The sequence below is a fragment of the Streptomyces sp. NPDC037054 genome (genome assembly GCF_055606745.1).
Genome location: NZ_JBVJSJ010000002.1, coordinates 729,609 through 751,531 on the forward strand (window position 1 = coordinate 729,609; position 21,923 = coordinate 751,531).

Below are 21,923 nucleotides of genomic sequence, written 5' to 3' on the forward strand. Positions count from 1 at the left end.
GCTACTGGTCCCGCGTCGTCCCGCCGGCCTCCGCCGCCACCGTGAGGATCTCCCTCACCTGCGCCACGATGTCCAGCCGGTTCCGCACGAACGCCGGGTCCGTGACCGTGCCCGTCGCCGGATCGGTGTTCCCCGCGCCGAACTGCAGCACCGGCGTGTGCACATGGCCGCCCGGCAGCGTCCCGCCGAGACCGAGCCGGTCCCGCAGCAGCGTCGCCCGGTACGCGATCTCGTTGGACAGGTAGTCCCCGCCGCCCCCGGCCCGCGCCGCCGACCCGGGCGTCGGCCCGTCCGGCCGCACCACGGGCTGCGTGCCGCCCGCCGGGATCTCCGTCACGCTCGTGTTGTCGTACACGGGGAAGTGGCCGGTCGGCGCGGCCACGATCGCCCCGTACGGCAGCGTGGTCGTCGTCCACTGCGGCTGCGAGGCCGGGTCGGCCACCGGGACCGTCCCGGTGGACGAGGCGTTCTCGTTGTCCGCGAAGCCGCCCCGCCAGGCGCCGTTGGTGCGCTCCACGTCGAAGCGGCCGACCCGCCCCTGGCTCACCGTCGCGAACAGGTCGACCTTCGGCAGATGGGGCCGCAGCGCCCGCTCCACCGTGCCGTCCGCGAAGTCCCGCCAGCGCACGGGGAACACGGCCGTCTCGACGCGCACCGGACCGTCCGCCGTCTCGATCACCGTGCCGTCGAGGGCCAGCGCGCTCGCCCCGGACGGGTTGGAGATCCGGATGTCCCGGTCCAGGGTGAACGGGTCGAACCCGGTGAGCAGGACCCGCTTGACCCCGTCGCCGTGCGGAAAGCGGACCGACGTCTGGCCGCGCGAGGTCCGCTCCAACGCCTCCAGCAGTTCGGCGCGTTGCGTGTCGGTGAGGGCGAAGTCCGGCTGCCAGGTGCGCAGTTCGCGGGTCATCGCGAGGCGCGCCCAGTACAGCGGCCGGTCGTCGTCCCGGCTCAGGTCACCGCCCGCGGGGCCCCGCCCCTGCACCCGGTCCACCGCCCGCCGCCACAGCGCCGAACCCTCCCGTACGACGGCCCCGCGGGCCTCGGCGGGGGAGCGCGCCGCGTCGAGCGACCGGGCGAACCCGGCGGCCACGGCGTCGAATCCGGACCGCCGCAGGATCTCCCGCGGCACGTCCTTGTCCAGCCGCAGCTCCTCGACCGTCGGCGCCGCCGCGGCGCCCGCCCCGGCCGGGCCCGCCGCCGCGGGGGTGGTGGCGAGCCCCGCCACCAGGGTCAGTCCGAGTACGCCGATCCGAACACGTAGGGAAGCCAAGGCAGTCCAGGTCCTTCCGTCGTCGCCGTGCCGTGTGTGGCACCGGACGGCCGCAGTATGCGTGACGGAGGGGACGCACGCCATGGGGCGCGAGGCGAGCGACTCGTGGACCCTTGTGAAAGGTTCGTACGGACTTCGGGCCGGACGTTCGATCACGGACCGCGGGAGCGCCGCGACGATTAACGTCGGATCCGGGACAAGACCCCCAGGAACAGCCCCGGTCCGGAACCTGACCCCGGGCCGGGGCTCATGCGTCCGGCGTCCGCGAGGGGCGGCCCGCCAAGGTCGGTGTGGCAGACTCGCGGGCCGACACAGCCGTCGGGGGAGAACACGCATGTATCCAGGCCAGCAGCAAGGACCGTACCCACCGCAGGGGCCCTACCCGCCCCAGCAGCCCGCGAATTACCCGCCCCAGCAAGGGCACCAGCAGGGCTGGCAGCCGCAACAGCCGTACCAGCAGCCGCAGTACCAGCAGCCCTACCAGCCGCAGCCGCGACAGCCCCAGCAGCCGGTCCCCTTCGGCTCGCAGCTCAACCTCGGCGACGCGCGGATGACGCCGGACCCGAACCTGACCATGGGCCAGCGCGAACTGGTGCTCAGGATCCAGCAGAGCAGCAAGCTCGTCGGCGTCGGCCTGGTCCTCGGCACCCCGCTCACCTTCGGCGGCGTCCACTACGGCATCACCGAGGCGCCCGGCGGCTTCCTGGCCGCGCTCGTCGGCCTCGCCCTGCTCGCCGTCGGCACCGCCGGCTTCCTGAAGACGGCCAACCTGCGCAGGCAGCTGCGGCAGATGATGCCGGACGCCTGGCGCTCCCCGGCCGCCCACCTGCCCGGCGCCCGCAAGGCCGCCACCCTCGCCGCCTACCTCAACGGCCTGCTGGCCGCGCTGTCGTTCGGCGCCGCGATCTGGCTCCTCGTCATGGGCGCCGGCTGGGGCGCGTACGGCAACTCCTTCGGCTTCGGCGCGCTGCTCACCGGCGCCGCCGTCCCGGCCGCGATGGGCCTGGCCGCCGCGAGCACCGTCCCGCAGCTGCTCCGGGTGATCCCGGCCGGCGCGCGGGTCGGCCGCAGCCTGTACTCGATCATCATGGCGATCGGCGCGCTGATGCTGGTGGGCGGCATCAAGAACGCCGAACCACTCGGCCTCGCCGTCGGCGGCGTCGTCACCGCGATCGCGCTGGGCGCGATGACCCTGCTGGGCCGGGCGGCCAAGCGGATGCGCGGCGAGACCGTCTGACCGGCGCCCGCCGCGCCCGTCCGCCCAGGGCACAGCACTAGCGCGTCGAGAACGCGTACACCGTCTCCGACCGGTACACCTCGCCCGGCCGCAGCACCGTGCTCGGGAAGTCCGGCCGGTTCGGGGAGTCGGGGAAGTGCTGGGTCTCCAGCGCGATGCCGTCGCCGGGGGCGAAGGGCTCGCTCAGGTAGTCCCCGGTGTAGAGCTGGAGACCCGGCTCGGTGGTCGACACGGTCAGCACCCGGCCGGACGCCGGGTCGTGCAGCTCGGCCACCTCCACGGGGGCGGCCGTGACGCCCTTGTCCAGCACGAAGTTGTGGTCGTACCCGGCGCCCGTCTTGCGCGGCTGCCGGAAGTCGAAGCGGGTGCCCGCCACGTCCTGCGGCGGGCCCGCCGGAATCAGATCCGCGTCGACCGGCGTGAACCGGGCGGCGTCCACCCGCAGTTCATGACCACCCGCGTCCCCGGCGCGGGCACCCGCCAGATTGAAGTAGCCGTGATGCGTCAGATTCACCACCGTGGGAGCGTCCGTCACCGCCTCATAGGCGAAGCGCAGCGCACCCGACTCCTCCAGCGTGTACGTCGCCGTGACCTCCAGGCGGCCCGGGAAGCCCTCCTCGCCCTGCGGGCTGACCCGCGTCAGGCGCAGCCCGTGCCCGACCTCGGTGACGTCCCACAGCCGCTTGTCGAAGCCCCGCTCGCCGCCGTGCAGCGAGTTCGGCCCGTCGTTGCGCGCGAGGGCGTAGACCCGCCCGTCCAGCGGGAAACGGCCGCCGGCGATGCGGTTGGCGTACCGGCCGATCAGCGCGCCGAAGTACGGCTCCGGCCGCGCGACGTAGCCGTCCAGGTCGTCGAAGCCGAGCGCCACGTCCGCCGTGCGCCCGTCCCGGTCCGGGACCTCCACGGACTGCACGATCCCGCCGTACGACAGCACCCGCACCCGTACTCCCGCGCGCTCCAGCGTCCAGCGGTGGACCGGGGAGCCGTCGGGAAGCGTGCCGAAGAGTTCACTCATGGGCCGCACCCTAAGTCAGGGCCGCTTCGCGGTGACGGAGCGGTGGGCGATCTCCGCCAACCGGGCCTGGCCGTTCACACTCGGGTGGAACCAGTCCCACTGGCTCAACTGGTTCGTGCCGAAGCGGTAGTCGTGGACGGCGCCGCCGTCGGTGCGGCACCGCTCGTCCTTCGCGCAGACCTCCGCCAGCACCTCGTTGTAGTCCCGCACCCGCTCGTGCACCGTGTTCCGCCGCTCGGTCGCCGCAGCGTCCACCGCGTCCGCGTCGCCCAGCATCGACGGGCAGATGCCCAGCTTCCACACCTGCTTGCCGAGCGTGCTGGTGCGGCCCTGCGCCCACAGCCGCTTCAGGTTCGGCACGCTCGCCACGTACACCTGCGTCTTCGGCAGCGCCTCGCGCAGGGTGCGCATGGCCTCCTCGAAGTCGGCGCGGAACGCGTCGACCGGCGTCATCGCCGACGTCGTCGGACGGCAGGCGTCGTTCGCCCCGACGAGCACCGTCACCAGCTCCGGCCGGTGCCGCACCGCCCGCGCCATCTGGGCCGGCAGGTCCGCCATCCGCGCGCCGGACACCGCGTGGTTCCAGCTCCGCCGCGCCGCACCGGCCCTGCCCAACAGCCGTACGGCCAGGCTGTCCACCCGCGGACTGCCGCCCGTGGCCCACGACACCTCCGGGCAGTCCGCGAGGACCGCGCAGGCGTCGAAGCCGGTGGTGATGGAGTCGCCCACGGCGGCGACCGAGGCCGGGCTGCTGTCCCACACCGGCGTCGGCGAGGGCGACGGCTTCGCGCGTGTGGGGGAGGCGGACGGCCCGGGGGAGTCACCACCGACGGCGTCGCACCCGGCGACGCCCACGACGGCCAGTGCCACGACGGCGGCCACGGCCCGCGCTCGGGTTCGCATCCCCATGCCCCGGTGATCCCCTCGGTCGGCGTACAGAACTCCTCCACCATGACAACGCGCGCGGGTTCCCGCGGACGCCGGGATCGACGTCACACACCCGCACAGGCGTCCCCCTGGGTGAATGCGGGGGTTTCGGGGCACCGGGACAGACAGTACGTCACACTCCCCACGCCCCCGCGCGGTAGCCTCGGCCCGTGGCCGCCGTGCCACTGCCCGCCCCGACCCGACACGTCCCGCACAGCCCGGAGGTCCAGGTGACGACACGTGGAGTTCTGTACGTGCACTCCGCGCCGCGCGCGCTGTGCCCGCACGTCGAGTGGGCCGTCGCCGGGGTGCTCGGCACGCGCGTCAACCTCGACTGGATCCGGCAGCCCGCCTCACCCGGCACCTGGCGCTCGGAGTTCTCCTGGCAGGGCCAGGCCGGTACGGCGTCCAAGCTGGCCTCCGCGCTGAGAGGCTGGCAGATGCTGCGCTTCGAGGTCACCGCCGAGCCCTGCGCCACCGCCGAGGGCGAGCGCTACAGCTGCACCCCCGACCTCGGCATCTTCCACGCCGTCACCGGCATCCACGGCGACATCCTCATCCCCGAGGACCGGCTGCGCGCCGCCCTCCAGCGCTCCCAGCGCGGCGAGACGGACCTGGAGGCCGAGCTGTCCAAGCTCCTCGGCAAGCCCTGGGACGACGAGTTGGAGCCGTTCCGCTACGCGGGCGAGGGCGCCCCGGTCCGCTGGCTGCACCAGGTGGTCTGAGGGGCCGGGAAACATCTGGACGACGGGACACGACCGAGGGGCTCCCACCGCCCGGTGGGAGCCCCTCAGTCGTTGCCGCGTGCGCCGCGTGCCGCCGGTCAGACCGTCCGGAACGCGAGGACCACGTTGTGTCCGCCGAAGCCGAACGAGTCGTTCAGCGCGGCGATCCGCCCGTCCACGGGCAGCTTGCGGGCCTCACCGCGGACCACGTCCGCGTTGGCCTCGGCCTCCGGGTCGAGGTTCTCCACGTTGATGGTCGGCGGGGCCACCCGGTGGTACAGCGCCAGCACCGACGCGACCGTCTCGACACCGCCGGCGCCACCGAGCAGATGCCCGGTCATCGACTTCGTCGCGGACACGGCCATGTGGTCCGCGTCGTCGCCGAACACCTTGCGCAGCGCCTTCAGCTCGGCGATGTCACCGGCCGGCGTCGACGTCGCGTGCGCGTTGACGTGCACGATCTCCGCCGGGTCCAGGTCGGTGCGGTCCAGCAGGTTCTGCAGCGCGTGTGCGATGCCGCGGCCCTCCGGCTCCGGCTGCACGATGTCGTGGCTGTCGGCGGAGATGCCCTGGCCGACCGCCTCCACGTACACCCGCGCACCGCGCCGCTCGGCGTGCTCGGCGGACTCCAGGACGATCACGCCGGCGCCCTCACCGAGGACGAAGCCGTCGCGGGCGACGTCGTAGGGACGCGAGGCGCCCTGCGGGTCGTCGTTGTTCTTGGACATCGCCATCATGTTGCCGAACGCGGCGATGGGCAGCGGGTGGATCGCCGCCTCCGTGCCACCCGCGACGACGATGTCGGCGCGGCCGGTGCGGATCATCTCGATGGCGTAGCCGATGGCCTCGGCGCCCGACGCGCAGGCGGAGACCGGGGTGTGCACGCCCGCGCGGGCGCCCACGGCCAGACCCACGTTCGCCGAGGGGCCGTTCGGCATCAGCATGGGGACGGTGTGCGGGGAGACGCGGCGTACGCCCTTCTCCTTCAGCACGTCGTACTGGTCGAGCAGGGTCGTCACGCCGCCGATGCCGGACGCGATGACCGCGCCGAGCCGGTCGGGGTCGACGGAGCCGTCCTCACCGGCCTTGCCGGTGAAGCCCGCGTCGGCCCACGCCTCCTGGGCGGCGATCAGCGCGAACTGCGCCGAGCGGTCCAGGCGGCGGGCCTGCGGCCGGGGAATGACCTCGGTCGGTTCCACGGCGATCTGCGCCGCGATGCGGACCGCCTGGTCGGCGGCCCACTCCTGCTCCAGGGGCCTCACTCCGGAACGTCCGGCGATCAGGCCTTCCCAGGTAGAGGCCGCGTCGCCACCCAGCGGTGTGGTTGCGCCGATACCGGTGACGACCACGGTGCGATTGGTCGAGCTCACGGGGATTCTTTCTCCAACGAATACGAGGATTCAGCGGCGCCACCGCCGGGTGGCGGGGCCGGGCACCGGCCCGAGCGGGAACTCAGGCCTGGTGCTTGAGGATGTAGTCGGTCGCGTCGCCGACGGTCTTGAGGTTCTTGACGTCGTCGTCCGGGATCTTGACGTCGAAGCGCTCTTCGGCGGCGACGACGACCTCGACCATGGACAGCGAGTCGACGTCCAGGTCGTCGGTGAAGGACTTGTCCAGCTGGACGTCCTCGGCGGGGATGCCGGCGATCTCGTTCACGATCTCGGCGAGACCGGCGACGATCTCTTCCTGAGTGGCGGCCATGTCAGGCGCTCCTTCGTTGTTTTCCAGAGGGTGTGGCGCCCGCCGCGTCGGCGGCAGGTGTCTGCGGTGCCCGTACCGGACCGAAATCCGGCACTGAGTGCCTAAGGGAGGGTAACGACCGTCGCGGCGTACACGAGACCCGCCCCGAATCCGATGACGAGGGCGGTGTCACCGCTCTTCGCCTCGCCGGTCGCCAGAAGCCGCTCCATCGCGAGCGGGATCGACGCGGCCGACGTGTTGCCGGTGGTGCGCACGTCGCGGGCGACCGTGACGTGCTCCGGCAGCTTGAGGGTCTTCACCATCGAGTCGATGATCCGCTCGTTGGCCTGGTGCGGAATGAAGACGTCCAGATCGGCGGAGGTGATCCCGGCCGCCTCCAGCGCCTCCTGGGCGACCTTCGCCATCTCGAAGACGGCCCAGCGGAACACCGCCTGGCCCTCCTGCGTGATCGCGGGGAACCGGTCGACCGCGCCGTCGCGGTAGTCCGTCCACGGCACCGTCTGCTTGATGGTCTCCGACTTGTCGCCCTCGGAGCCCCACACCGTCGGGCCGATCGCCGGCTCCCGCGAGGGGCCGACCACGACCGCGCCGGCGCCGTCACCGAACAGGAAGGCCGTCGCGCGGTCCTCCAGGTCGGTCAGGTCGCTCAGCCGCTCCACGCCGATGACGAGGACGTACTCGGCGGAACCCTCGACGATCATGCCCTTGGCGAGGGTGAGGCCGTAGCCGAAGCCCGCGCAGCCCGCCGAGATGTCGAACGCCGCGGCCTTGTTCGTGCCGAGCTTGTCGGCGATCTCCGTCGCGACGGCCGGGGTCTGCTTGAAGTGCGAGACCGTGGAGACGACCACCGCGCCGATCTGGTCGGCCGAGATCCCGGCGTCGGCGATCGCCTTGCCGGACGCCTCGACCGACATCGCCGCGACGGTCTCCTCGGCGTCCGCCCAGTGCCGCGTCTCGATGCCGGAGCGCGAGCGGATCCACTCGTCGGACGAGTCGATGCGCTCCAGGATGACCTCGTTCGGCACGATCCGGGTCGGGCGGTAGCCGCCGACGCCGAGGATGCGCGCGTACGGGGCGCCCTTGCTGGGCTTGATCTTCGCCATGCTCGGGGCTCCTTCGGGGGCGTCAGGCGTCCGCTGCGTCGGCAGCGGGTCCGGACGCGGCGGAGACGAGCTCGCGTGCCGCGTCGAGGTCGTCGGGGGTCTTCAGGGCCAGCGTCTTCACACCGGGCAGGGCGCGCTTGGCGAGGCCGGTCAGGGTGCCGCCCGGGCACACCTCGATCAGGGCGGTGACGCCGAGCTCCTTGAACGTCTCCATGCACAGGTCCCAGCGGACCGGGTTGGCGACCTGGCCGACCAGGCGCTCCAGCACCTCGGCGCCGGTGCCGACGGCTTCGCCGTCGCGGTTGGAGACGTACACGGTCGTCGGGTCGGCGGGCACGAGCGCCTTCGCGGCCTCCGCCAGCCGGTCCACGGCGGGCGCCATGTGGCGGGTGTGGAACGCCCCGGCCACCTTCAGCGCGATCACCTTGCGGACGCCCTCGGGCTTGTCCTCGTTCAGCGCGGCGAGCTGCTCCAGCGTGCCAGCCGCGACGATCTGGCCCGCGCCGTTCATGTTGGCCGGGGTCAGGCCCAGCTTCTCCAGGTGCGGCACCGTGACCTCGGGGTCGCCGCCGAGCAGCGCCGCCATGCCGGTCTCGGTGACCGCGGCGGCCTCGGCCATCGCCAGGCCGCGCTTGCGCACGAGGCCGAGGGCCGCGGTGTCGTCCAGGACACCGGCGAACGCGGCGGCCGTGATCTCGCCGACGCTGTGCCCGGCGACCGCGCCCGGCGAGATGTCACCGAGTGCCGCGGCGGACAGAATGCCGGCCGCGACGAGCAGCGGCTGCGCCACGGCGGTGTCACGGATCTCGTCCGCGTCGGCCTTCGTGCCGTAGTGGGCGAGGTCGAGGCCGATGGCGTCCGACCATGCGGCGACGCGGTCTGCGGCACCGGGGAGTTCGAGCCAGGGAGTCAGGAAGCCGGGCGTCTGGGCGCCCTGGCCGGGAGCGACGAGTACGAGCACTCTCACACTCTCTCTTGGGTACGGGCACGGCCGCCCGTGACGACAGGGACGAAGAACAGGAAGGGGTTTTGTGGATCCCCGACAAAACCCTAGAACTGCGGATCTCCGTCGGCCAGCCGCCCCAGGATCAGCGCGATCCGGAGCGTGAAGGCCGAGCGTACATCGGAAGGTGACCATCCGGTGACGTCAGTCACACGTCGGAGCCGGTAACGAACGGTGTTGGGGTGGACGAACAGCATCCGCGCGGCGCCCTCGAGACTGCTCGCCTGCTCGAGATAGACGCTCAGCGTCTCCAGCAGCGCGGCCCCCGCCTCTTCCAGCGGTCTGTAGATCTCCTCCACCAACTGCTCCCGCGCCGACGGGTCTCCGGCCATCGCGCGCTCCGGGAGCAGATCGTCCGCCAGCACGGGCCGCGGGGCGTCCTGCCACGCGGAGCACGCCTTCAGGCCTGCCGCGGCGGCCTGCGCGGACCGGGTCGCGGCCAGCAGGTCCGGCACGATCGGGCCGGCCACCACCGGGCCCGCGGCGAACGGCCCGATCAGCGACTTCGCGACGGCCAGCGGATTGTCGCTGCCCCCCGCGATCACCACGAGCCGCGCCCCGAGCACACCGGTCAGCACCTGGAGCTTGGCGTGCCGGGCGGCCCGCCGGATCGCCTCCACGGTCAGCTCGGAGTCGCCGTCGGGCGCCGTGCCGAGCACCACGCACACGTGGTCCGGCGAGTTCCAGCCCAGCGCCGCGGCCCGGCTGACCGCGCCCTCGTCGGCCTCCCCGCTCAGCACCGCGTTCACGACGAGCGACTCGAGACGCGCGTCCCAGGCACCGCGTGCCTCCGCGGCCTGGGCGTAGACCTGGGCGGTCGCGAACGCGATCTCCCGGGCGTACACGAGCAGCGCCTCGCGCAGCACCGACTCGTCGCCCGGCGCGGCCACCTCGTCGATGGCGCTCTCCATGACCTCGATGGTGGTGCGCACCATCTCGACGGTCTGCCGCAGCGTGATCGCCCTCGTCAGCTCGCGCGGTGCGGTGCCGAAGACGTCGGTGGAGATGGCCTGCGGGGCGTCCGGGCGCCGGAACCACTCGGTGAACGCGGCGATGCCCGCCTGCGCGACCAGCCCGATCCAGGAGCGGTTCTCCGGTGGCATGGCCCGGTACCACGGCAGTGTCTCGTCCATCCGCGCGATGGCCTGCGCGGCGAGCGAGCCGGACGACTGCTCCAGCCGCTTCAGGGTCGCGGTGTGCGGGTGGCTGGCACGGGCTGAGGCTGCGGACTTGCCGGTTTCGGGTTCGGGCACGGGGACAAGGGTGCCTTATCCGGACGGGCCCGTGCGTCGCCGGGGCCGGGGACAGCCCCTACCGTGGACGTCGTGATGGACGTACGGCGCGCCGACGAGCGCTACCCAGGCGGCGATCCGGCGGCCGGCATCGAGTCGTGGCACGCCTTTTCCTTCGGGCCCCACTACGACCCGGACAACCTCCGCTTCGGCGCGCTGATCGCCTGCAACGAGGAGCGCCTGGCACCCGGTGCCGGATTCGACGAGCATCCGCACAGCCACACCGAGATCGTCACGTGGGTCGTCGAGGGCGAGCTGACCCACCGCGACTCGGCGGGCCACGAGACGCGGGTCCGCCCCGGGGACGTACAGCGCCTGAGCGCGGCGGGCGGCGTCCGCCACGTCGAACGCAACGACGGCGACACCCCGCTGACCTTCGTCCAGATGTGGCTGTCCCCGCTGGAGCCGGGCGGCGACCCCGCCTACGAGATCGTCCACGGCATCGCGGACGCCACCCCGTACGCGGTCCCGGAGGCGGGCGCCATGCTCCACGTCCGCCGCCTGGCCCCGGGCGAACGCACGGCGGTACCGGACGCGCCGCACGTCTACGTCCACGTGGTGCACGGCGAGGTAGGCCTGGCCGGCACGACCCTCCGCCCCGGCGACGCGGCCCGGGTCACGGACGCGAAGGACCTGACGGCCACGGCAAAGACGGCGGCCGGACTGCTGCTGTGGGAGATGACCTAACGCGGCTCGGCCAGCACCGCGTCCGTGAACGCCGGCCACGCCTCGACCGCCCACGGGCCGAAGGCGCGGTCGGTGAGCGCGACGCACGCGATCCCGGCGGCCGGGTCGATCCACAGGAACGTGCCCGACTGGCCGAAGTGGCCGAAGGTGCGGGGGGAGGACGAACCGCCCGTCCAGTGGGGGGACTTGCCGTCGCGGATCTCGAAGCCGAGGCCCCAGTCGTTCGGGTTCTGGTGGCCGTAGCCCGGCAGGACGCCCTTCGTGCCCGGGTACTGCACCGTCATCGCCTCGGCGACCGTGCGCGGGTCGAGCAGCCGCGGTGCCTGGACCTCGGCGGCGAAGCGCAGCAGGTCCTCCACCGTGGAGACACCGTCCTTGGCGGGTGACCCGTCGAGGGACGTCGACGTCATGCCCAGCGGCTCCAGCACCGCCTGCCGCAGGTACTCCGCGAACGGGATGTCCGTCGCCTTGGCGATGTGGTCGCCGAGCTGCTCGAACCCGGCGTTGGAGTACAGCCGCCGGTCACCGGGCGGCGCCGTCACCTTGTGCTCGTCGAAGGCCAGCCCCGAGGTGTGCGCGAGCAGATGCCGCACCGTCGACCCGGCGGGCCCGGCCGGCTCGTCCAGCTCGACGGCACCCTCCTCGTAGGCGACGAGCGCCGCGTACGCCGCGAGCGGCTTGGTGACCGACGCCAGCGGGAAGCGGCGCCCGGTCGGTCCGTGGGTCCCGAGGACCGTGCCGTCGGCCCGCACGACACCGGCCGCTGCGGTGGGCACGTCCCAGTTCTCGATCAACGCGAGGCTGCTCATCGACATGCCGCCGAGCCTATGCGCTCCCGGTCGGGGCCCCGGCAAGGGGGAGGGGCGTACGGGAACCGGCCTGATCCCTCGCCGTCGCGCCGATTTCCCCCGGCTTCGCTTGCCTGGAGTGCACTCCAGGGTTCTAGCGTGGGGCCCATGACGGTGATGGAGACCACCAGGACCGGCAGTTGCGCGGGACCACGGCAGCACAGCCGGCGGCCGGACGGGCAGGACAGGTACACGATCAGCGAGGTCGCCGCCCTCACCGGCCTGACGGCTCACACCCTGCGGTGGTACGAGCGCATCGGGCTGATGCCGCACATCGACCGCTCGCACACCGGCCAGCGCCGCTACACCAACCGCGACCTCGACTGGCTCGACCTGGTCGGCAAGCTGCGCCTGACGGGCATGCCGGTCGCCGACATGGTGCGGTACGCCGAGCTGGTCCGCGAGGGCGACCACACCTACGGCGAGCGGTTCGCGCTGCTGAAGTCGACCCGCGAGGACGTCCTCGCGCGGATCGCCGAACTCCAGGGCACGCTCGCCGTGCTCGACCGGAAGATCACCTTCTACGCGGACGCCGGGCGGGCCCCGGCGTCGGAGAGGTCCCGATGACGGACAGCAGGATCCCGACGGCACGGCTCGGCGCGGACGGCCCCGAAGTGGGCGTCCAGGGCCTGGGCTGCATGGGCATGAGCTTCGCGTACGGCCCCACGGACGCCGACGCCTCCCGGGCGACGCTGGAGCGGGCACGGGAACTCGGCGTCACGCTGTACGACACGGCCGACGCGTACGGCGCCGGCGAGAACGAGCGGTTCCTGGCGCCGTTCTTCCGCGCCCACCGCGACGAGGTCGTCATCGCGACGAAGTTCGCCCTGGCCATCCCGCCGGACGACCCGACGCGGCGCATCATCCGCAACGACGCGCCCTACATCCGCGAGGCCGTCGAGGCGAGCCTGAAGCGCCTGGACGTCGACGTGATCGACCTCTACTACATGCACCGCCGGGACGTGAACGTCCCCATCGAGGACACCGTCGGCGTCATGGCGGAGCTGGTCCGCGAGGGCAAGGTCAAGCAGCTGGGCCTGAGCGAGGTCACCGCCGACGAGCTGCGCGCCGCGCACGCCGTGCACCCCATCGCCGCCGTGCAGTCGGAGTGGTCGCTGTTCAGCCGGGACATCGAGGCCCGGGTGGTACCGGCGGCCCGCGAACTGGGCGTGACCCTGGTGCCGTACTCGCCGCTCGGCCGGGGCTTCTTGACCGGGTCGTTCGTCAACGCCGAACAGGAGCTCACCGCCGACGACTTCCGCCGCCGGCAGCCCCGCTTCACGGGGGACAACGCGGCCGCCAACGCCGCCCTGCTGGAGCCGGTCCGCGCGGTCGCCGAGGCCCACGGCGCGACCCCCGGCCAGATCGCCCTCGCCTGGGTCCACGCACAGGCGAGGACCCACGGCCTGCCCGTCGTCCCGATCCCGGGCACCCGCAGGCCCACGAGGGTGGAGGAGAACACGGCGGCGGCCGGCATCGAACTGAGCGCGGAGGAACTGGCGCTGCTGGACCCGATCGCGTCCCAGGTGGCCGGCGACCGCTACCAGGACATGTCGTTCACCTCGGCGGGACGGGAGTGACCACCGCGCCGGCGGCTACAACTCCGCCAGCAGCTCCCGCTTCTTGCTGGAGAACTCCTCGTCCGTGACCAGCCCGGCCTGGTGCAGCTCCCCGAGGTGCCGGATCCGCTCGGCGATGTCGGCCGGGTCCCGCCGGGGCACCGGCACGGACACCGCGTCGGCCGGCCGGCACCGCCGTACGGCCGCCAGCACCGCCGCGGCGAACGGCAGCGACTCGTGCACGGTCCCGTACCCGAGGCCGAAGACGACCGCCGCCGGGTCCTGGTCCGCCTGCGGCGGCTGCCCGCCCGCCACGTCACGGCGCAGCAGCCGCAGATGGCCCTCGAACACCTCGGGGGAGCGCCACTCCACGCCGGTGAGGTCGGCGACCGGGAACGTCTGGTCGCCGGCCTTCCACTTGGCCGACGACGCGCCGGTCCACGACCACCGGAAGGACACCGACGTCCCGTCGAAGGACGCCTTCCCGTCGTACGCCTTGAAGTGCAGCGGCGCGTCCGGCGCCGCCACCAGGTGCCGCTCGGCCGGACCGGACGCGGTCAGCCGCGCCCGCAGCTCGTCCGCGTAGTACTCGGCGAGCGTCTCCCGCTCGGCGGGCAGCACCAGCCGGTACGGATCGCAGCCCTCCTTCAGCTGCCCGGCGGCCGCCTCCATCAGCGGATCGGCGCCCGGCCGGGGCTCGGCGCGCAGCACCACCGTGCCGCGCCTGCCCGGCGTCAGCGTCACCGAGGCGATCGCCTCCAGCGGGACGCGCCGTTCACCGAGCGCCTGGAACAGCTTGGGTGTTCGCAGCCCTCGTTCGTAGCGGATGAGCACGGAGTCGGACTCGAACTCCCAGGCGGCATGAAATCCGGCCAGTACGTCACCCATGCGGCTCATCGTATGCGGCACGCCCTCTTCCGTCCCCTCCACGCGCATACCGCAGTTTCTCCGCTTCTACGCGCGTCCGGAAGGGGCGGTGCCGGACAAATCCGCACGGCAACCACCGTCTTCGTGTGCGCACTGGACCGCGTCATATGCGCCAACCCCGATCACCGCGAAGTTCGACAGGCTGTCCGTGCCGGGTTCGAAGTAGCCGCTGTGCCCCCTGGCGTCGGCCGCCGACAGCACCCGTGCCCCGAAGCCGGGGGAGACCGGGTCGGCGCCGTGACCGAGCCCGCCGACCTCCAGGTACGGCACGTCCTGCACCCAGTCGTCGGCGTCCCGCATCGCCCACACCCGGGCGCTCGTGCGCAGCTGCGAGGCCTTCTCGGCACGCATGCCGGGGCTGCCCGCCACCGCGATGTCGGTGACCCGCTCCGGCAGTTCGCGCGCGGCGAGCCCGCACACCACGGAGCCGTAGCTGTGGCAGAACAGCGAGACGGGCGCGCGGCCCGGCAGGGCCCGCACCAGCGAGTTCAGCCGGACGGCGCCGTCGGCGGCGCGCATCGCGGTGGCCGCGTCCATGCCGATGCCGCTGGGCGCGGTGTAGTCGGCCCAGGCGATCACGGCCGTGCGCGTCGAGGGACGCGCGGAGCGCTCCGCCGCGTACAGCGCCTGGGCCATGCCGACCGGCGCCGAGTACTTGCGCCGGGTGCGCTGGAAGGTGAGCAGGTCGGTGTCGACGCCGGGGACGACGACGGAGACCCGCTGGGCCTTCTTGAGGCTGCCGAACACCTCGGCTACGCGGCCGGCGCCCTCCGGGCTGAAGGCGAGGATGCGGCGGCCGGGGCTCATCAGCGCCTCCAGCCGGTGCATGCGGCGCCCCGCCTCGTGCTGCCCGGCGGGCGTGAGGCGGTTGTCGCGCATGCGTTTCAGCTCGACGTCCCGGGCCTGTTCCAGCGCGATGCGGTTGGCGCGGTAGCGCAGCTCCACCGGCGCGCCGTTCATGTTGCCGACCACGAGCGGGTGGCGACGGACGAGGCCGCCGCGCTCCCGTTCACTGAGCGAGGCGAAGAAGCGGGCGAGCCGGGTGGGCGCGGCCTGGGCGTCGGGCAGCCGGTGTCCGGCGAACCGGCCGTTCTCCCAGGCCGACAGCGCGGCCTTCAGCGGCGTCGACGGCGGCTGGTTGCGCATGGCGGTCCAGCCGGTGGTCGCCAGCATCACGAACACCACGGCCAGCGCGAGCAGAGCGCGCCACACGTTCAGTTGCGGGGAGGTGTCGAAGGAAGTCACTGAAAGGACACACTAGGAGAACGAGAGGGTCTCGCGTGAATCATGTGGCCGGGATCACGTTTCGCCCCTGCTCGCGGTGGGTTCACTCGGCGCGCCAGCTCCCGCCGAGGGCCGGGCCCAGCTGGTCCAGGTGGGCGGCGGTGAGGTCCCGGATCGCGGCGATGCCGAAGTCCTCGCCCACGGACCAGCGGCGTTCGGTGACCCGCATCACCGCGCCGAACATGGCCACCAGCAGCCGGGGCCGGGGATCGGCGTCCACGTCCAGGCCCTCGCGCCCGGCGATGACGCGGGCGATCTCCTCCTCCAGCTCCGTCGAACGGCGCAGGTGGACGGCGAGCAGTGCGGGCGTCGACTCGATCGCCCGGTAGGAGCGCATGTGCAGTTCCAGCGGGACGACGCGCTCGATCGCCTCGCCGATGGTGTCCCAGTTCTCCAGCGCGGCCCGGCGCAGCGCCTCCAGCGGCGGCTCGTGCGCCGGCCGCTCGCGCACCGCCTCCAGGTAGTGGGCCTGCACGAGCCGCGTCACGAAGAGCGCGGCGTCCTCCTTGCCCGCGAAGTAGCGGAAGAAGGTGCGCTGCGAGACGCCGACGACGTCGGCGATGTCGTCGACGGTGGTCCGCTCGAAGCCGCGGGTGGTGAACAGTTCGAGAGCGGCCCGCAGCAGCGCGTCCCGGGTGCGCTGCTTCTTCAGCTCGCGCAGTCCCGGCCGAGGCGCCGCCGTCCGGACGGGCTCCGCCGCACGCGCCGTCTCCGCCGCGTGCGCCGTCTCCGCCGTGTCCGCTGTTCTCACGCTGCCTCACTTCTCGTCCGACAGTTGTGTCAGTCACCGACTTGTGAATTGATTCGTCAATTGTCAGTGGCTGTCTCTAGTCTCGAACACATAACTAGTCAGACCACCATCGAAGCGACGGGACCGGGGGACAAGGTGCCGCCCGCGGCGTCCGGCCCGCAGCCGGCCAAGGGGCTGCGCGGCCACCCCTGGGTCACCCTCGTCACCGTCGCGGTCGGGGTCATGATGGTGGCCCTCGACGGCACCATCGTGGCGATCGCCAACCCGGCCATCCAGCGCGACCTCGGAGCGACGTTCGCCGAGGTCCAGTGGATAACCAACGGCTACTTCCTGGCCCTCGCGGTCTCCCTGATCACCGCGGGCAAGCTCGGCGACCGGTTCGGCCACCGGCAGACCTTCCTCATCGGCGTGGTCGGCTTCGCCGCCGCCTCCGGGGCCATCGGCATGTCCGACAGCATCGCCCTGGTCGTCGCCTTCCGCGTCCTGCAAGGTGTGTTCGGCGCGCTGCTGATGCCGGCCGCGCTCGGCCTGCTGCGCGCGACCTTCCCGGCCGAGAAGCTCAACATGGCCATCGGCATCTGGGGCATGGTCATCGGTGCCTCCACGGCGGGCGGCCCGATCCTGGGCGGCGTCCTCGTCGAGCGCGTCAGCTGGCAGTCGGTGTTCTTCATCAACATCCCGGTCGGCATCCTCGCCGTGGTGCTCGGCGTCGTGATCCTGCTCGACCACCGCGCGGAGAACGCGCCGCGCTCCTTCGACCTGCTCGGCATCGCCCTGCTCTCGGCCGCGATGTTCTGCCTCGTGTGGGCCCTGATCAAGGCCCCGGAGTGGGGCTGGGGCGACGGGCAGACCTGGCTGTGGCTCGCCGCCTCCGTCGCCGGCTTCCTGCTGTTCGCCCTCTGGGAGTCGAAGGTCAAGGAACCGCTGATCCCGCTGGCGCTGTTCCGCTCGGTGCCGCTGTCCGCGGGTGTCGTCCTGATGGTCCTGATGGCCATCGCCTTCATGGGCGGCCTGTTCTTCGTCACCTTCTACCTCCAGAACGTGCACGGCATGGGCCCGATCGACGCCGGTCTGCACCTGCTGCCGCTCACCGGCATGATGATCGTCGGCTCGCCGCTCGCCGGCGCGATGATCACCAAGTTCGGCCCGCGCGTCCCCCTGGCCGGCGGCATGGCGGTCACCGCCCTCGCCATGTACGGCATGTCCACGCTGAAGGTGGACACCGGCAGCGGCCTGATGTCGCTCTGGTTCGCGCTGCTCGGTCTCGGCCTCGCGCCCGTGATGGTCGGCGCCACGGAGGTCATCGTCGGCAACGCGCCGATGGAGCTCTCCGGTGTGGCCGGCGGTCTCCAGCAGGCCGCCATGCAGATCGGCGGCAGCCTCGGTACGGCCGTGCTGGGCGCCGTGATGGCCTCCAAGGTCGACAACGACCTGCCGGGCAACTGGGCGGACGCGGGCCTGCCGCAGCTCACGCCGGAACAGCTGGGCCAGGCCTCCGAGGCCGTCCAGGTCGGCGTGGCGCCGGTCGCCGAGGGCACGCCGGGGCAGATCGCCGCGCGGATCACCGACGTCGCGCACGACACGTTCATCTCCGGCATGAGCCTGGCCTCCCTGACCGCCGCGGGCGTCGCCGCCTTCGCGGTCCTGGTCGCCTTCCTCACCAAGCGCGGTGCGAACGCGGAGGCGGGCGCGGGCGTCGGCCACATCTGACGCGCCGTCCGGCGTCCGGACACGGGTGGGCCCCCGGCTCTCGCCGGGGGCCCTTCCCCACTGCTCAGACGATTCCGGCCGTCGCGCGGTCCGGCCCGGTCCCTGACCACGTCCGGCCACGTGACCGGGGGTCCCCGCGCGTGCCGTGTCCGAAGCTCGCCATCTTCAACTCCCCTGAACCCGTTGCCGATCGGGTTCGTTCCGGGTTCGCGTGACGAGTACCCCCGTGTACATGTTCAATCACCGGGCCCTCGCGCCACCCCGGCCTACGGCCGAGTGCCCTCCCGCAGGGCCGCGACCTGGGCCCGCAGCGCGCGCACCTCCTCGGTCAGCTCCTCGATGGCCGCCGTCTGCCGCCGTTCCTCGGCGTCGTCCTTCTCGAACCGGGCGATGAACCAGGCCGCGATGTTCGCGGTGACCACACCGAGCAGGGCGATCCCGGACAGCATCAGCCCGACCGCCAGCGCCCTCCCGAGGCCCGTCGTCGGCGCCATGTCGCCGTACCCGACGGTCGTCATCGTCGTGAACGCCCACCACACGGCGTCCCCCAGCGTGTGGATGGACGCCCCCGGCTCGCCCCGCTCCACCTCCAGCACGGCCAGCGCGCCGAAGATCAGCAGTCCCAGGCAGCAGCCCGCGACATACGTCGTCACCCTGACCTGCGACGCCATCCGCGCCCGCTGCCCGGCGAGCAGCAGCATCGACACCAGCTTCAGCAGCCGCAGCGGCTGCAGCAGCGGCAGCGCGACCGCGAGCAGCGCCAGCGGGTTGCCGCGCACGAACCGCAGCCGGTCCTCGCTCAGCCACAGCCGGACGGCGTAGTCGAGGGCGAAGGCCGCCCACACCGCCCAGTTGGCCACATGGCACGCGGTCAGAACGGCCTCCGGCGCGTCCGGCTTCACCACCGGCACGGCGTAGGCGACCGCGAAGAGGACGGCCAGCGCCAGCAGCGGGCCCTGGGTGTGCCGCTCCCAGCGGGCGACCTTGGTTTCCCGCCCACCGCTCACGACCGCGTCGATGCTCATGCCCGGCATCGTAGGAAACGCCCGAGGGCGGCGGGGCCACCGGCCCGCCGCCCTCACCCGCCGAACCGTGCCGGCCGCGCGGAGCGCTACGCGTCGCCGCCCGCCGCGCCCGGGTCCGCGGCCGTCACGTCCAGGAGCTGGTAGCGGTCGACGGCCTGCTTCAGCACCGACCGGTCGACCTTGCCCTCCCGGGCCAGCTCGGTCAGCACGCCGACCACGATCGACTGCGCGTCGATGTGGAAGAAGCGGCGGGCCGCGCCGCGCGTGTCGGCGAAGCCGAAGCCGTCCGCGCCGAGCGACTGGTACGTGCCCGGCACCCACCGCGCGATCTGGTCCGGCACCGCCCGCATCCAGTCCGACACCGCCACGAACGGCCCCTGAGCCCCGGCCAGCTTCCGCGTCACGTACGGCACCCGCTGCTCCTCCTCCGGGTGCAGCAGGTTGTGCTCCTCGCAGGCCACGGCGTCGCGCCGCAGCTCGTTCCAGGAGGTCGCCGACCAGACGTCCGCCCTGACGTTCCACTCCTCGGCGAGGATCCGCTGCGCCTCGATCGCCCACGGCACGGCGACACCCGACGCGATGATCTGCGCGGGAAGCGCGCCGGACGTGCCCTCGCTCAGCCGGTGGATGCCCTTGAGGATCCCCTCGACGTCCACGCCCTCCGGCTCGGCCGGGTGCTGGATCGGCTCGTTGTAGACGGTGAGGTAGTAGAAGACGTCCTCGCCGTGCGGGTGTTCCTCGTCCGCGCCGTACATCCGGCGCAGGCCGTCCTTGACGATGTGCGCGATCTCGAAGCCGAACGCCGGGTCGTACGCGACGCACGCCGGGTTGGTCGAGGCGAGCAGCTGCGAGTGGCCGTCCGCGTGCTGGAGACCCTCACCGGTCAGGGTCGTACGCCCGGCGGTCGCGCCCAGCACGAAACCGCGCGAGAGCTGGTCGGCCATCTGCCAGAACTGGTCGCCGGTGCGCTGGAAACCGAACATCGAGTAGAAGACGTACACCGGGATCAGCGGCTCGCCGTGCGTGGCGTACGCCGATCCCGCGGCGATCAGCGAGGCCGTGCAGCCGGCCTCGGAGATGCCGTCGTGCAGCATCTGGCCGTTCGGAGCCTCCTTGTAGGCGAGCAGCAGATCACGGTCCACCGCCTCGTACTGCTGGCCCAGCGGGTTGTAGATCTTCGCGCTCGGGAAGAACGAGTCCATGCCGAACGTGCGGTATTCGTCCGGTGCGATCAGCACGAACCGCCTGCCGATCTCCTTGTCCCGCATGAGGTCCTTCAGCAGCCGGACGAACGCCATGGTCGTCGCGATGGACTGCTGACCGGAGCCCTTCTTCACGGTCGCGTACGCCTTGTCGTCCGGCAGCGCGAGCGCCTTGGACCGCACCACGCGCGTCGGCACGTACCCGCCGAGGCTCCTGCGGCGGTCGTGCATGTACTGGATCTCCTCCGAGTCCCGGCCCGGGTGGTAGTACGGCGGCACGCCGGACTCCAGCTCCTGGTCGGAGATCGGCAGGTGCAGCCGGTCCCGGAAGCGCTTCAGGTCGTCGACCGTCAGCTTCTTCATCTGGTGCGTGGCGTTGCGGCCCTCGAAGTTCGGACCCAGCGTCCAGCCCTTGATCGTCTTCGCCAGGACGACCGTCGGCTGGCCCTTGTGCTCGACGGCCGCCTTGTACGCCGCGTAGATCTTCCGGTGGTCGTGGCCGCCGCGCCCCAGGTGCAGGATCTGGTCGTCGGTCATGCCCTCGACCATGGCCCGCAGCCGGTGGTCGTCGCCGAAGAAGTGGTCGCGGATGTACGCGCCGGACTCGGTGGCGTACGTCTGGAACTGGCCGTCCGGCGTGGTGTTCATCCGGTTGACCAGCACGCCGTCGCGGTCCTGCGCGAGCAGCGGGTCCCACGTGCGGTCCCACACCAGCTTGATCACGTTCCAGCCGGCGCCCCGGAAGATCGACTCCAGCTCCTGGATGATCTTGCCGTTGCCGCGCACCGGACCGTCGAGGCGCTGGAGGTTGCAGTTGACGACGAAGGTCAGGTTGTCCAGTCCCTCGCGGGCCGCGATCGACAACTGGCCCAGCGACTCCGGCTCGTCCATCTCGCCGTCGCCGAGGAACGCCCACACGTGCGACTTCGAGGTGTCCGCGATCCCGCGCGCGTGCATGTAGCGGTTCATCCGCGCCTGGTAGATCGCGCCGATCGGACCGAGGCCCATCGACACCGTCGGGAACTCCCAGAAGTCCGGCATCGACCGCGGGTGCGGGTACGACGACAGCGCGTGCGGAGCCTTCGACTTCTCCTGCCGGAACCCGTCGAGGTGCTGCTCGCCGAGCCGGTCCAGCAGGAACGCGCGGGCGTAGATGCCCGGCGAGGCGTGCCCCTGGAAGAACACCTGGTCGCCGCCGTCGCCCTCGTCCTTGCCCCGGAAGAAGTGGTTGAAGCCCACGTCGTACAGCGAGGCGGAGGAGGCGAACGTGGCGATGTGGCCGCCGACCCCGATGCCCGGACGCTGGGCCCTGGACACCATCACGGCCGCGTTCCAGCGGGTCGCGTTGAGGATCTTCCGCTCGATCTCCTCGTTGCCGGGGAAGAACGGCTCGTCCTTGGTGGCGATGGTGTTGACGTAGTCCGTGCTGCGCATCTCGGGCACGGCCACGCGCTTCTCACGGGCCCGCTCGATGAGCCGCAGCATCAGGTAGCGGGCCCGCTCCCGGCCGCGCTCGTCGACGGCGGCGTCGAGGGAGTCGAGCCACTCCTGGGTTTCCTCGGGATCGAAGTCAGGAACCTGACTCGGAAGGCCGCCAATGATGATCGGGTTGCGATCGGATCCGGAAGCCACGCTGGTCCTTACCTGTCGGAGG

20 protein-coding genes and 1 pseudogene are annotated in these 21,923 nt (G+C 72.3%); 6 read left to right on the forward strand and 15 right to left on the reverse strand.

Going from position 1 to position 21,923, the window contains the following annotated elements; genetic code table 11:
• Position 1 precedes the first annotated feature (1 nt).
• A complete protein-coding gene (locus ACZ7D7_RS08220) occupies positions 2-1,273 on the reverse strand; it encodes a pyroglutamyl peptidase (RefSeq protein ID WP_470823124.1) in 1,272 nt (423 codons plus the stop codon).
• A 334-nt stretch (positions 1,274-1,607) separates the two neighbouring features.
• Here ACZ7D7_RS08220 and ACZ7D7_RS08225 point away from each other — a divergent pair, with 334 nt between their 5' ends.
• Complete coding sequence (locus tag ACZ7D7_RS08225) at positions 1,608-2,510, forward strand: hypothetical protein (RefSeq protein WP_470823125.1); 903 nt, start codon at positions 1,608-1,610, stop codon at positions 2,508-2,510.
• 37 nt (positions 2,511-2,547) lie between these two features.
• On the opposite strand, the gene ACZ7D7_RS08230 is transcribed toward ACZ7D7_RS08225, so the two are convergent.
• Positions 2,548-3,525, reverse strand: coding sequence for an aldose epimerase family protein (locus ACZ7D7_RS08230; RefSeq protein ID WP_470823126.1), 978 nt, complete (start codon positions 3,523-3,525; stop codon positions 2,548-2,550).
• A 15-nt stretch (positions 3,526-3,540) separates the two neighbouring features.
• Positions 3,541-4,434: an SGNH/GDSL hydrolase family protein gene (locus tag ACZ7D7_RS08235; RefSeq protein WP_470823127.1), complete on the reverse strand. Its 894-nt coding sequence runs from the start codon at positions 4,432-4,434 to the stop codon at positions 3,541-3,543.
• Between the two features lie 248 nt (positions 4,435-4,682).
• On the opposite strand from ACZ7D7_RS08235, the gene ACZ7D7_RS08240 reads away from it, so the two are divergent.
• On the forward strand, positions 4,683-5,177 hold the full coding sequence (locus tag ACZ7D7_RS08240) for a DUF3145 domain-containing protein (RefSeq protein ID WP_470823221.1): 495 nt from the start codon (positions 4,683-4,685) through the stop codon (positions 5,175-5,177).
• A gap of 98 nt (positions 5,178-5,275) precedes the next feature.
• Here ACZ7D7_RS08240 and ACZ7D7_RS08245 read toward each other — a convergent pair whose 3' ends face one another.
• From ACZ7D7_RS08245 to fasR, 5 genes are all read right to left on the reverse strand, one after another.
• Positions 5,276-6,547, reverse strand: a complete 1,272-nt coding sequence (locus tag ACZ7D7_RS08245; RefSeq protein ID WP_470823128.1) for a beta-ketoacyl-[acyl-carrier-protein] synthase family protein — start codon at positions 6,545-6,547, stop codon at positions 5,276-5,278.
• A gap of 82 nt (positions 6,548-6,629) precedes the next feature.
• Positions 6,630-6,878, reverse strand: coding sequence for an acyl carrier protein (locus tag ACZ7D7_RS08250; RefSeq protein WP_279549074.1), 249 nt, complete (start codon positions 6,876-6,878; stop codon positions 6,630-6,632).
• A 101-nt stretch (positions 6,879-6,979) separates the two neighbouring features.
• The gene (locus tag ACZ7D7_RS08255; protein WP_470823129.1) at positions 6,980-7,981 is read right to left on the reverse strand and encodes a beta-ketoacyl-ACP synthase 3; all 1,002 of its coding nucleotides are present in this window, start codon (positions 7,979-7,981) and stop codon (positions 6,980-6,982) included.
• Positions 7,982-8,003: 22 nt separating this feature from the next.
• On the reverse strand, positions 8,004-8,942 hold the full coding sequence (locus tag ACZ7D7_RS08260) for an ACP S-malonyltransferase (RefSeq protein ID WP_470823130.1): 939 nt from the start codon (positions 8,940-8,942) through the stop codon (positions 8,004-8,006).
• Positions 8,943-9,031: 89 nt separating this feature from the next.
• Positions 9,032-10,237 (reverse strand): fatty acid biosynthesis transcriptional regulator FasR, encoded by a 1,206-nt coding sequence (gene fasR, locus ACZ7D7_RS08265; protein ID WP_470823131.1) that lies wholly within the window; start codon positions 10,235-10,237, stop codon positions 9,032-9,034.
• 75 nt (positions 10,238-10,312) lie between these two features.
• Between fasR and ACZ7D7_RS08270 the strand changes: the two genes are divergently transcribed.
• Entirely contained in the window at positions 10,313-10,963 is a 651-nt protein-coding gene (locus tag ACZ7D7_RS08270; protein ID WP_470823222.1) for a pirin family protein, read from the forward strand.
• Here ACZ7D7_RS08270 and ACZ7D7_RS08275 read toward each other — a convergent pair.
• A complete protein-coding gene (locus tag ACZ7D7_RS08275) occupies positions 10,960-11,778 on the reverse strand; it encodes a serine hydrolase domain-containing protein (RefSeq protein WP_470823132.1) in 819 nt (272 codons plus the stop codon). The genes ACZ7D7_RS08270 and ACZ7D7_RS08275 overlap by 4 nt on opposite strands.
• 141 nt (positions 11,779-11,919) lie before the next feature.
• On the opposite strand from ACZ7D7_RS08275, the gene ACZ7D7_RS08280 reads away from it, so the two are divergent.
• Together ACZ7D7_RS08280 and ACZ7D7_RS08285 are read left to right on the forward strand one after the other, a co-directional pair.
• On the forward strand, positions 11,920-12,378 hold the full coding sequence (locus tag ACZ7D7_RS08280) for a MerR family transcriptional regulator (protein WP_470823133.1): 459 nt from the start codon (positions 11,920-11,922) through the stop codon (positions 12,376-12,378).
• Positions 12,375-13,391 carry an aldo/keto reductase gene (locus ACZ7D7_RS08285; protein ID WP_470823134.1) on the forward strand — a complete coding sequence of 339 codons (1,017 nt, stop codon included), beginning with the start codon at positions 12,375-12,377 and terminating at the stop codon, positions 13,389-13,391. Before ACZ7D7_RS08280 ends, ACZ7D7_RS08285 begins: the two co-directional genes overlap by 4 nt.
• 15 nt (positions 13,392-13,406) lie before the next feature.
• Here the strand turns inward: ACZ7D7_RS08285 and ACZ7D7_RS08290 are convergent, their stop codons facing one another.
• The 3 genes from ACZ7D7_RS08290 to ACZ7D7_RS08300 all read right to left on the reverse strand — a co-directional run bounded on the left by ACZ7D7_RS08290 (position 13,407) and on the right by ACZ7D7_RS08300 (position 16,242).
• Positions 13,407-14,258: a DUF4429 domain-containing protein gene (locus tag ACZ7D7_RS08290; protein ID WP_470823135.1), complete on the reverse strand. Its 852-nt coding sequence runs from the start codon at positions 14,256-14,258 to the stop codon at positions 13,407-13,409.
• Between the two features lie 66 nt (positions 14,259-14,324).
• Positions 14,325-15,542, reverse strand: a complete 1,218-nt coding sequence (locus tag ACZ7D7_RS08295) for an alpha/beta hydrolase (protein ID WP_470823136.1) — start codon at positions 15,540-15,542, stop codon at positions 14,325-14,327.
• A gap of 82 nt (positions 15,543-15,624) precedes the next feature.
• Complete coding sequence (locus ACZ7D7_RS08300; RefSeq protein ID WP_470823223.1) at positions 15,625-16,242, reverse strand: TetR family transcriptional regulator; 618 nt, start codon at positions 16,240-16,242, stop codon at positions 15,625-15,627.
• A 180-nt stretch (positions 16,243-16,422) separates the two neighbouring features.
• Between ACZ7D7_RS08300 and ACZ7D7_RS08305 the strand changes: the two genes are divergently transcribed.
• Positions 16,423-18,042, forward strand: a complete 1,620-nt coding sequence (locus ACZ7D7_RS08305) for an MFS transporter (protein ID WP_470823224.1) — start codon at positions 16,423-16,425, stop codon at positions 18,040-18,042.
• Positions 18,043-18,109: 67 nt separating this feature from the next.
• Here ACZ7D7_RS08305 and ACZ7D7_RS08310 read toward each other — a convergent pair.
• The 3 genes and pseudogenes from ACZ7D7_RS08310 to aceE all read right to left on the reverse strand — a co-directional run.
• Positions 18,110-18,205 (reverse strand): annotated as a pseudogene (locus tag ACZ7D7_RS08310) (small hydrophobic protein); the annotation flags it as partial.
• A 103-nt stretch (positions 18,206-18,308) separates the two neighbouring features.
• Positions 18,309-19,067 (reverse strand): potassium channel family protein, encoded by a 759-nt coding sequence (locus tag ACZ7D7_RS08315; RefSeq protein ID WP_470823137.1) that lies wholly within the window; start codon positions 19,065-19,067, stop codon positions 18,309-18,311.
• 86 nt (positions 19,068-19,153) lie between these two features.
• Positions 19,154-21,901: a pyruvate dehydrogenase (acetyl-transferring), homodimeric type gene (aceE, locus tag ACZ7D7_RS08320; protein WP_470823138.1), complete on the reverse strand. Its 2,748-nt coding sequence runs from the start codon at positions 21,899-21,901 to the stop codon at positions 19,154-19,156.
• Positions 21,902-21,923 lie beyond the last annotated feature (22 nt).

What these genes read in the sequence shown, in the direction of transcription:
- ACZ7D7_RS08225 (WP_470823125.1), top strand. Translation starts at nt 1,608, where the DNA reads ATGTATCCAGGCCAGCAGCAAGGACCGTACCCACCGCAGGGGCCCTAC.
- ACZ7D7_RS08230 (WP_470823126.1), bottom strand. Translation starts at nt 3,525, where the DNA reads ATGAGTGAACTCTTCGGCACGCTTCCCGACGGCTCCCCGGTCCACCGC.
- ACZ7D7_RS08235 (WP_470823127.1), bottom strand. Translation starts at nt 4,434, where the DNA reads ATGGGGATGCGAACCCGAGCGCGGGCCGTGGCCGCCGTCGTGGCACTG.
- ACZ7D7_RS08250 (WP_279549074.1), bottom strand. Translation starts at nt 6,878, where the DNA reads ATGGCCGCCACTCAGGAAGAGATCGTCGCCGGTCTCGCCGAGATCGTG.
- ACZ7D7_RS08255 (WP_470823129.1), bottom strand. Translation starts at nt 7,981, where the DNA reads ATGGCGAAGATCAAGCCCAGCAAGGGCGCCCCGTACGCGCGCATCCTC.
- ACZ7D7_RS08270 (WP_470823222.1), top strand. Translation starts at nt 10,313, where the DNA reads ATGGACGTACGGCGCGCCGACGAGCGCTACCCAGGCGGCGATCCGGCG.
- ACZ7D7_RS08275 (WP_470823132.1), bottom strand. Translation starts at nt 11,778, where the DNA reads ATGTCGATGAGCAGCCTCGCGTTGATCGAGAACTGGGACGTGCCCACC.
- ACZ7D7_RS08280 (WP_470823133.1), top strand. Translation starts at nt 11,920, where the DNA reads ATGACGGTGATGGAGACCACCAGGACCGGCAGTTGCGCGGGACCACGG.
- ACZ7D7_RS08285 (WP_470823134.1), top strand. Translation starts at nt 12,375, where the DNA reads ATGACGGACAGCAGGATCCCGACGGCACGGCTCGGCGCGGACGGCCCC.
- ACZ7D7_RS08290 (WP_470823135.1), bottom strand. Translation starts at nt 14,258, where the DNA reads ATGGGTGACGTACTGGCCGGATTTCATGCCGCCTGGGAGTTCGAGTCC.
- ACZ7D7_RS08315 (WP_470823137.1), bottom strand. Translation starts at nt 19,067, where the DNA reads ATGAGCATCGACGCGGTCGTGAGCGGTGGGCGGGAAACCAAGGTCGCC.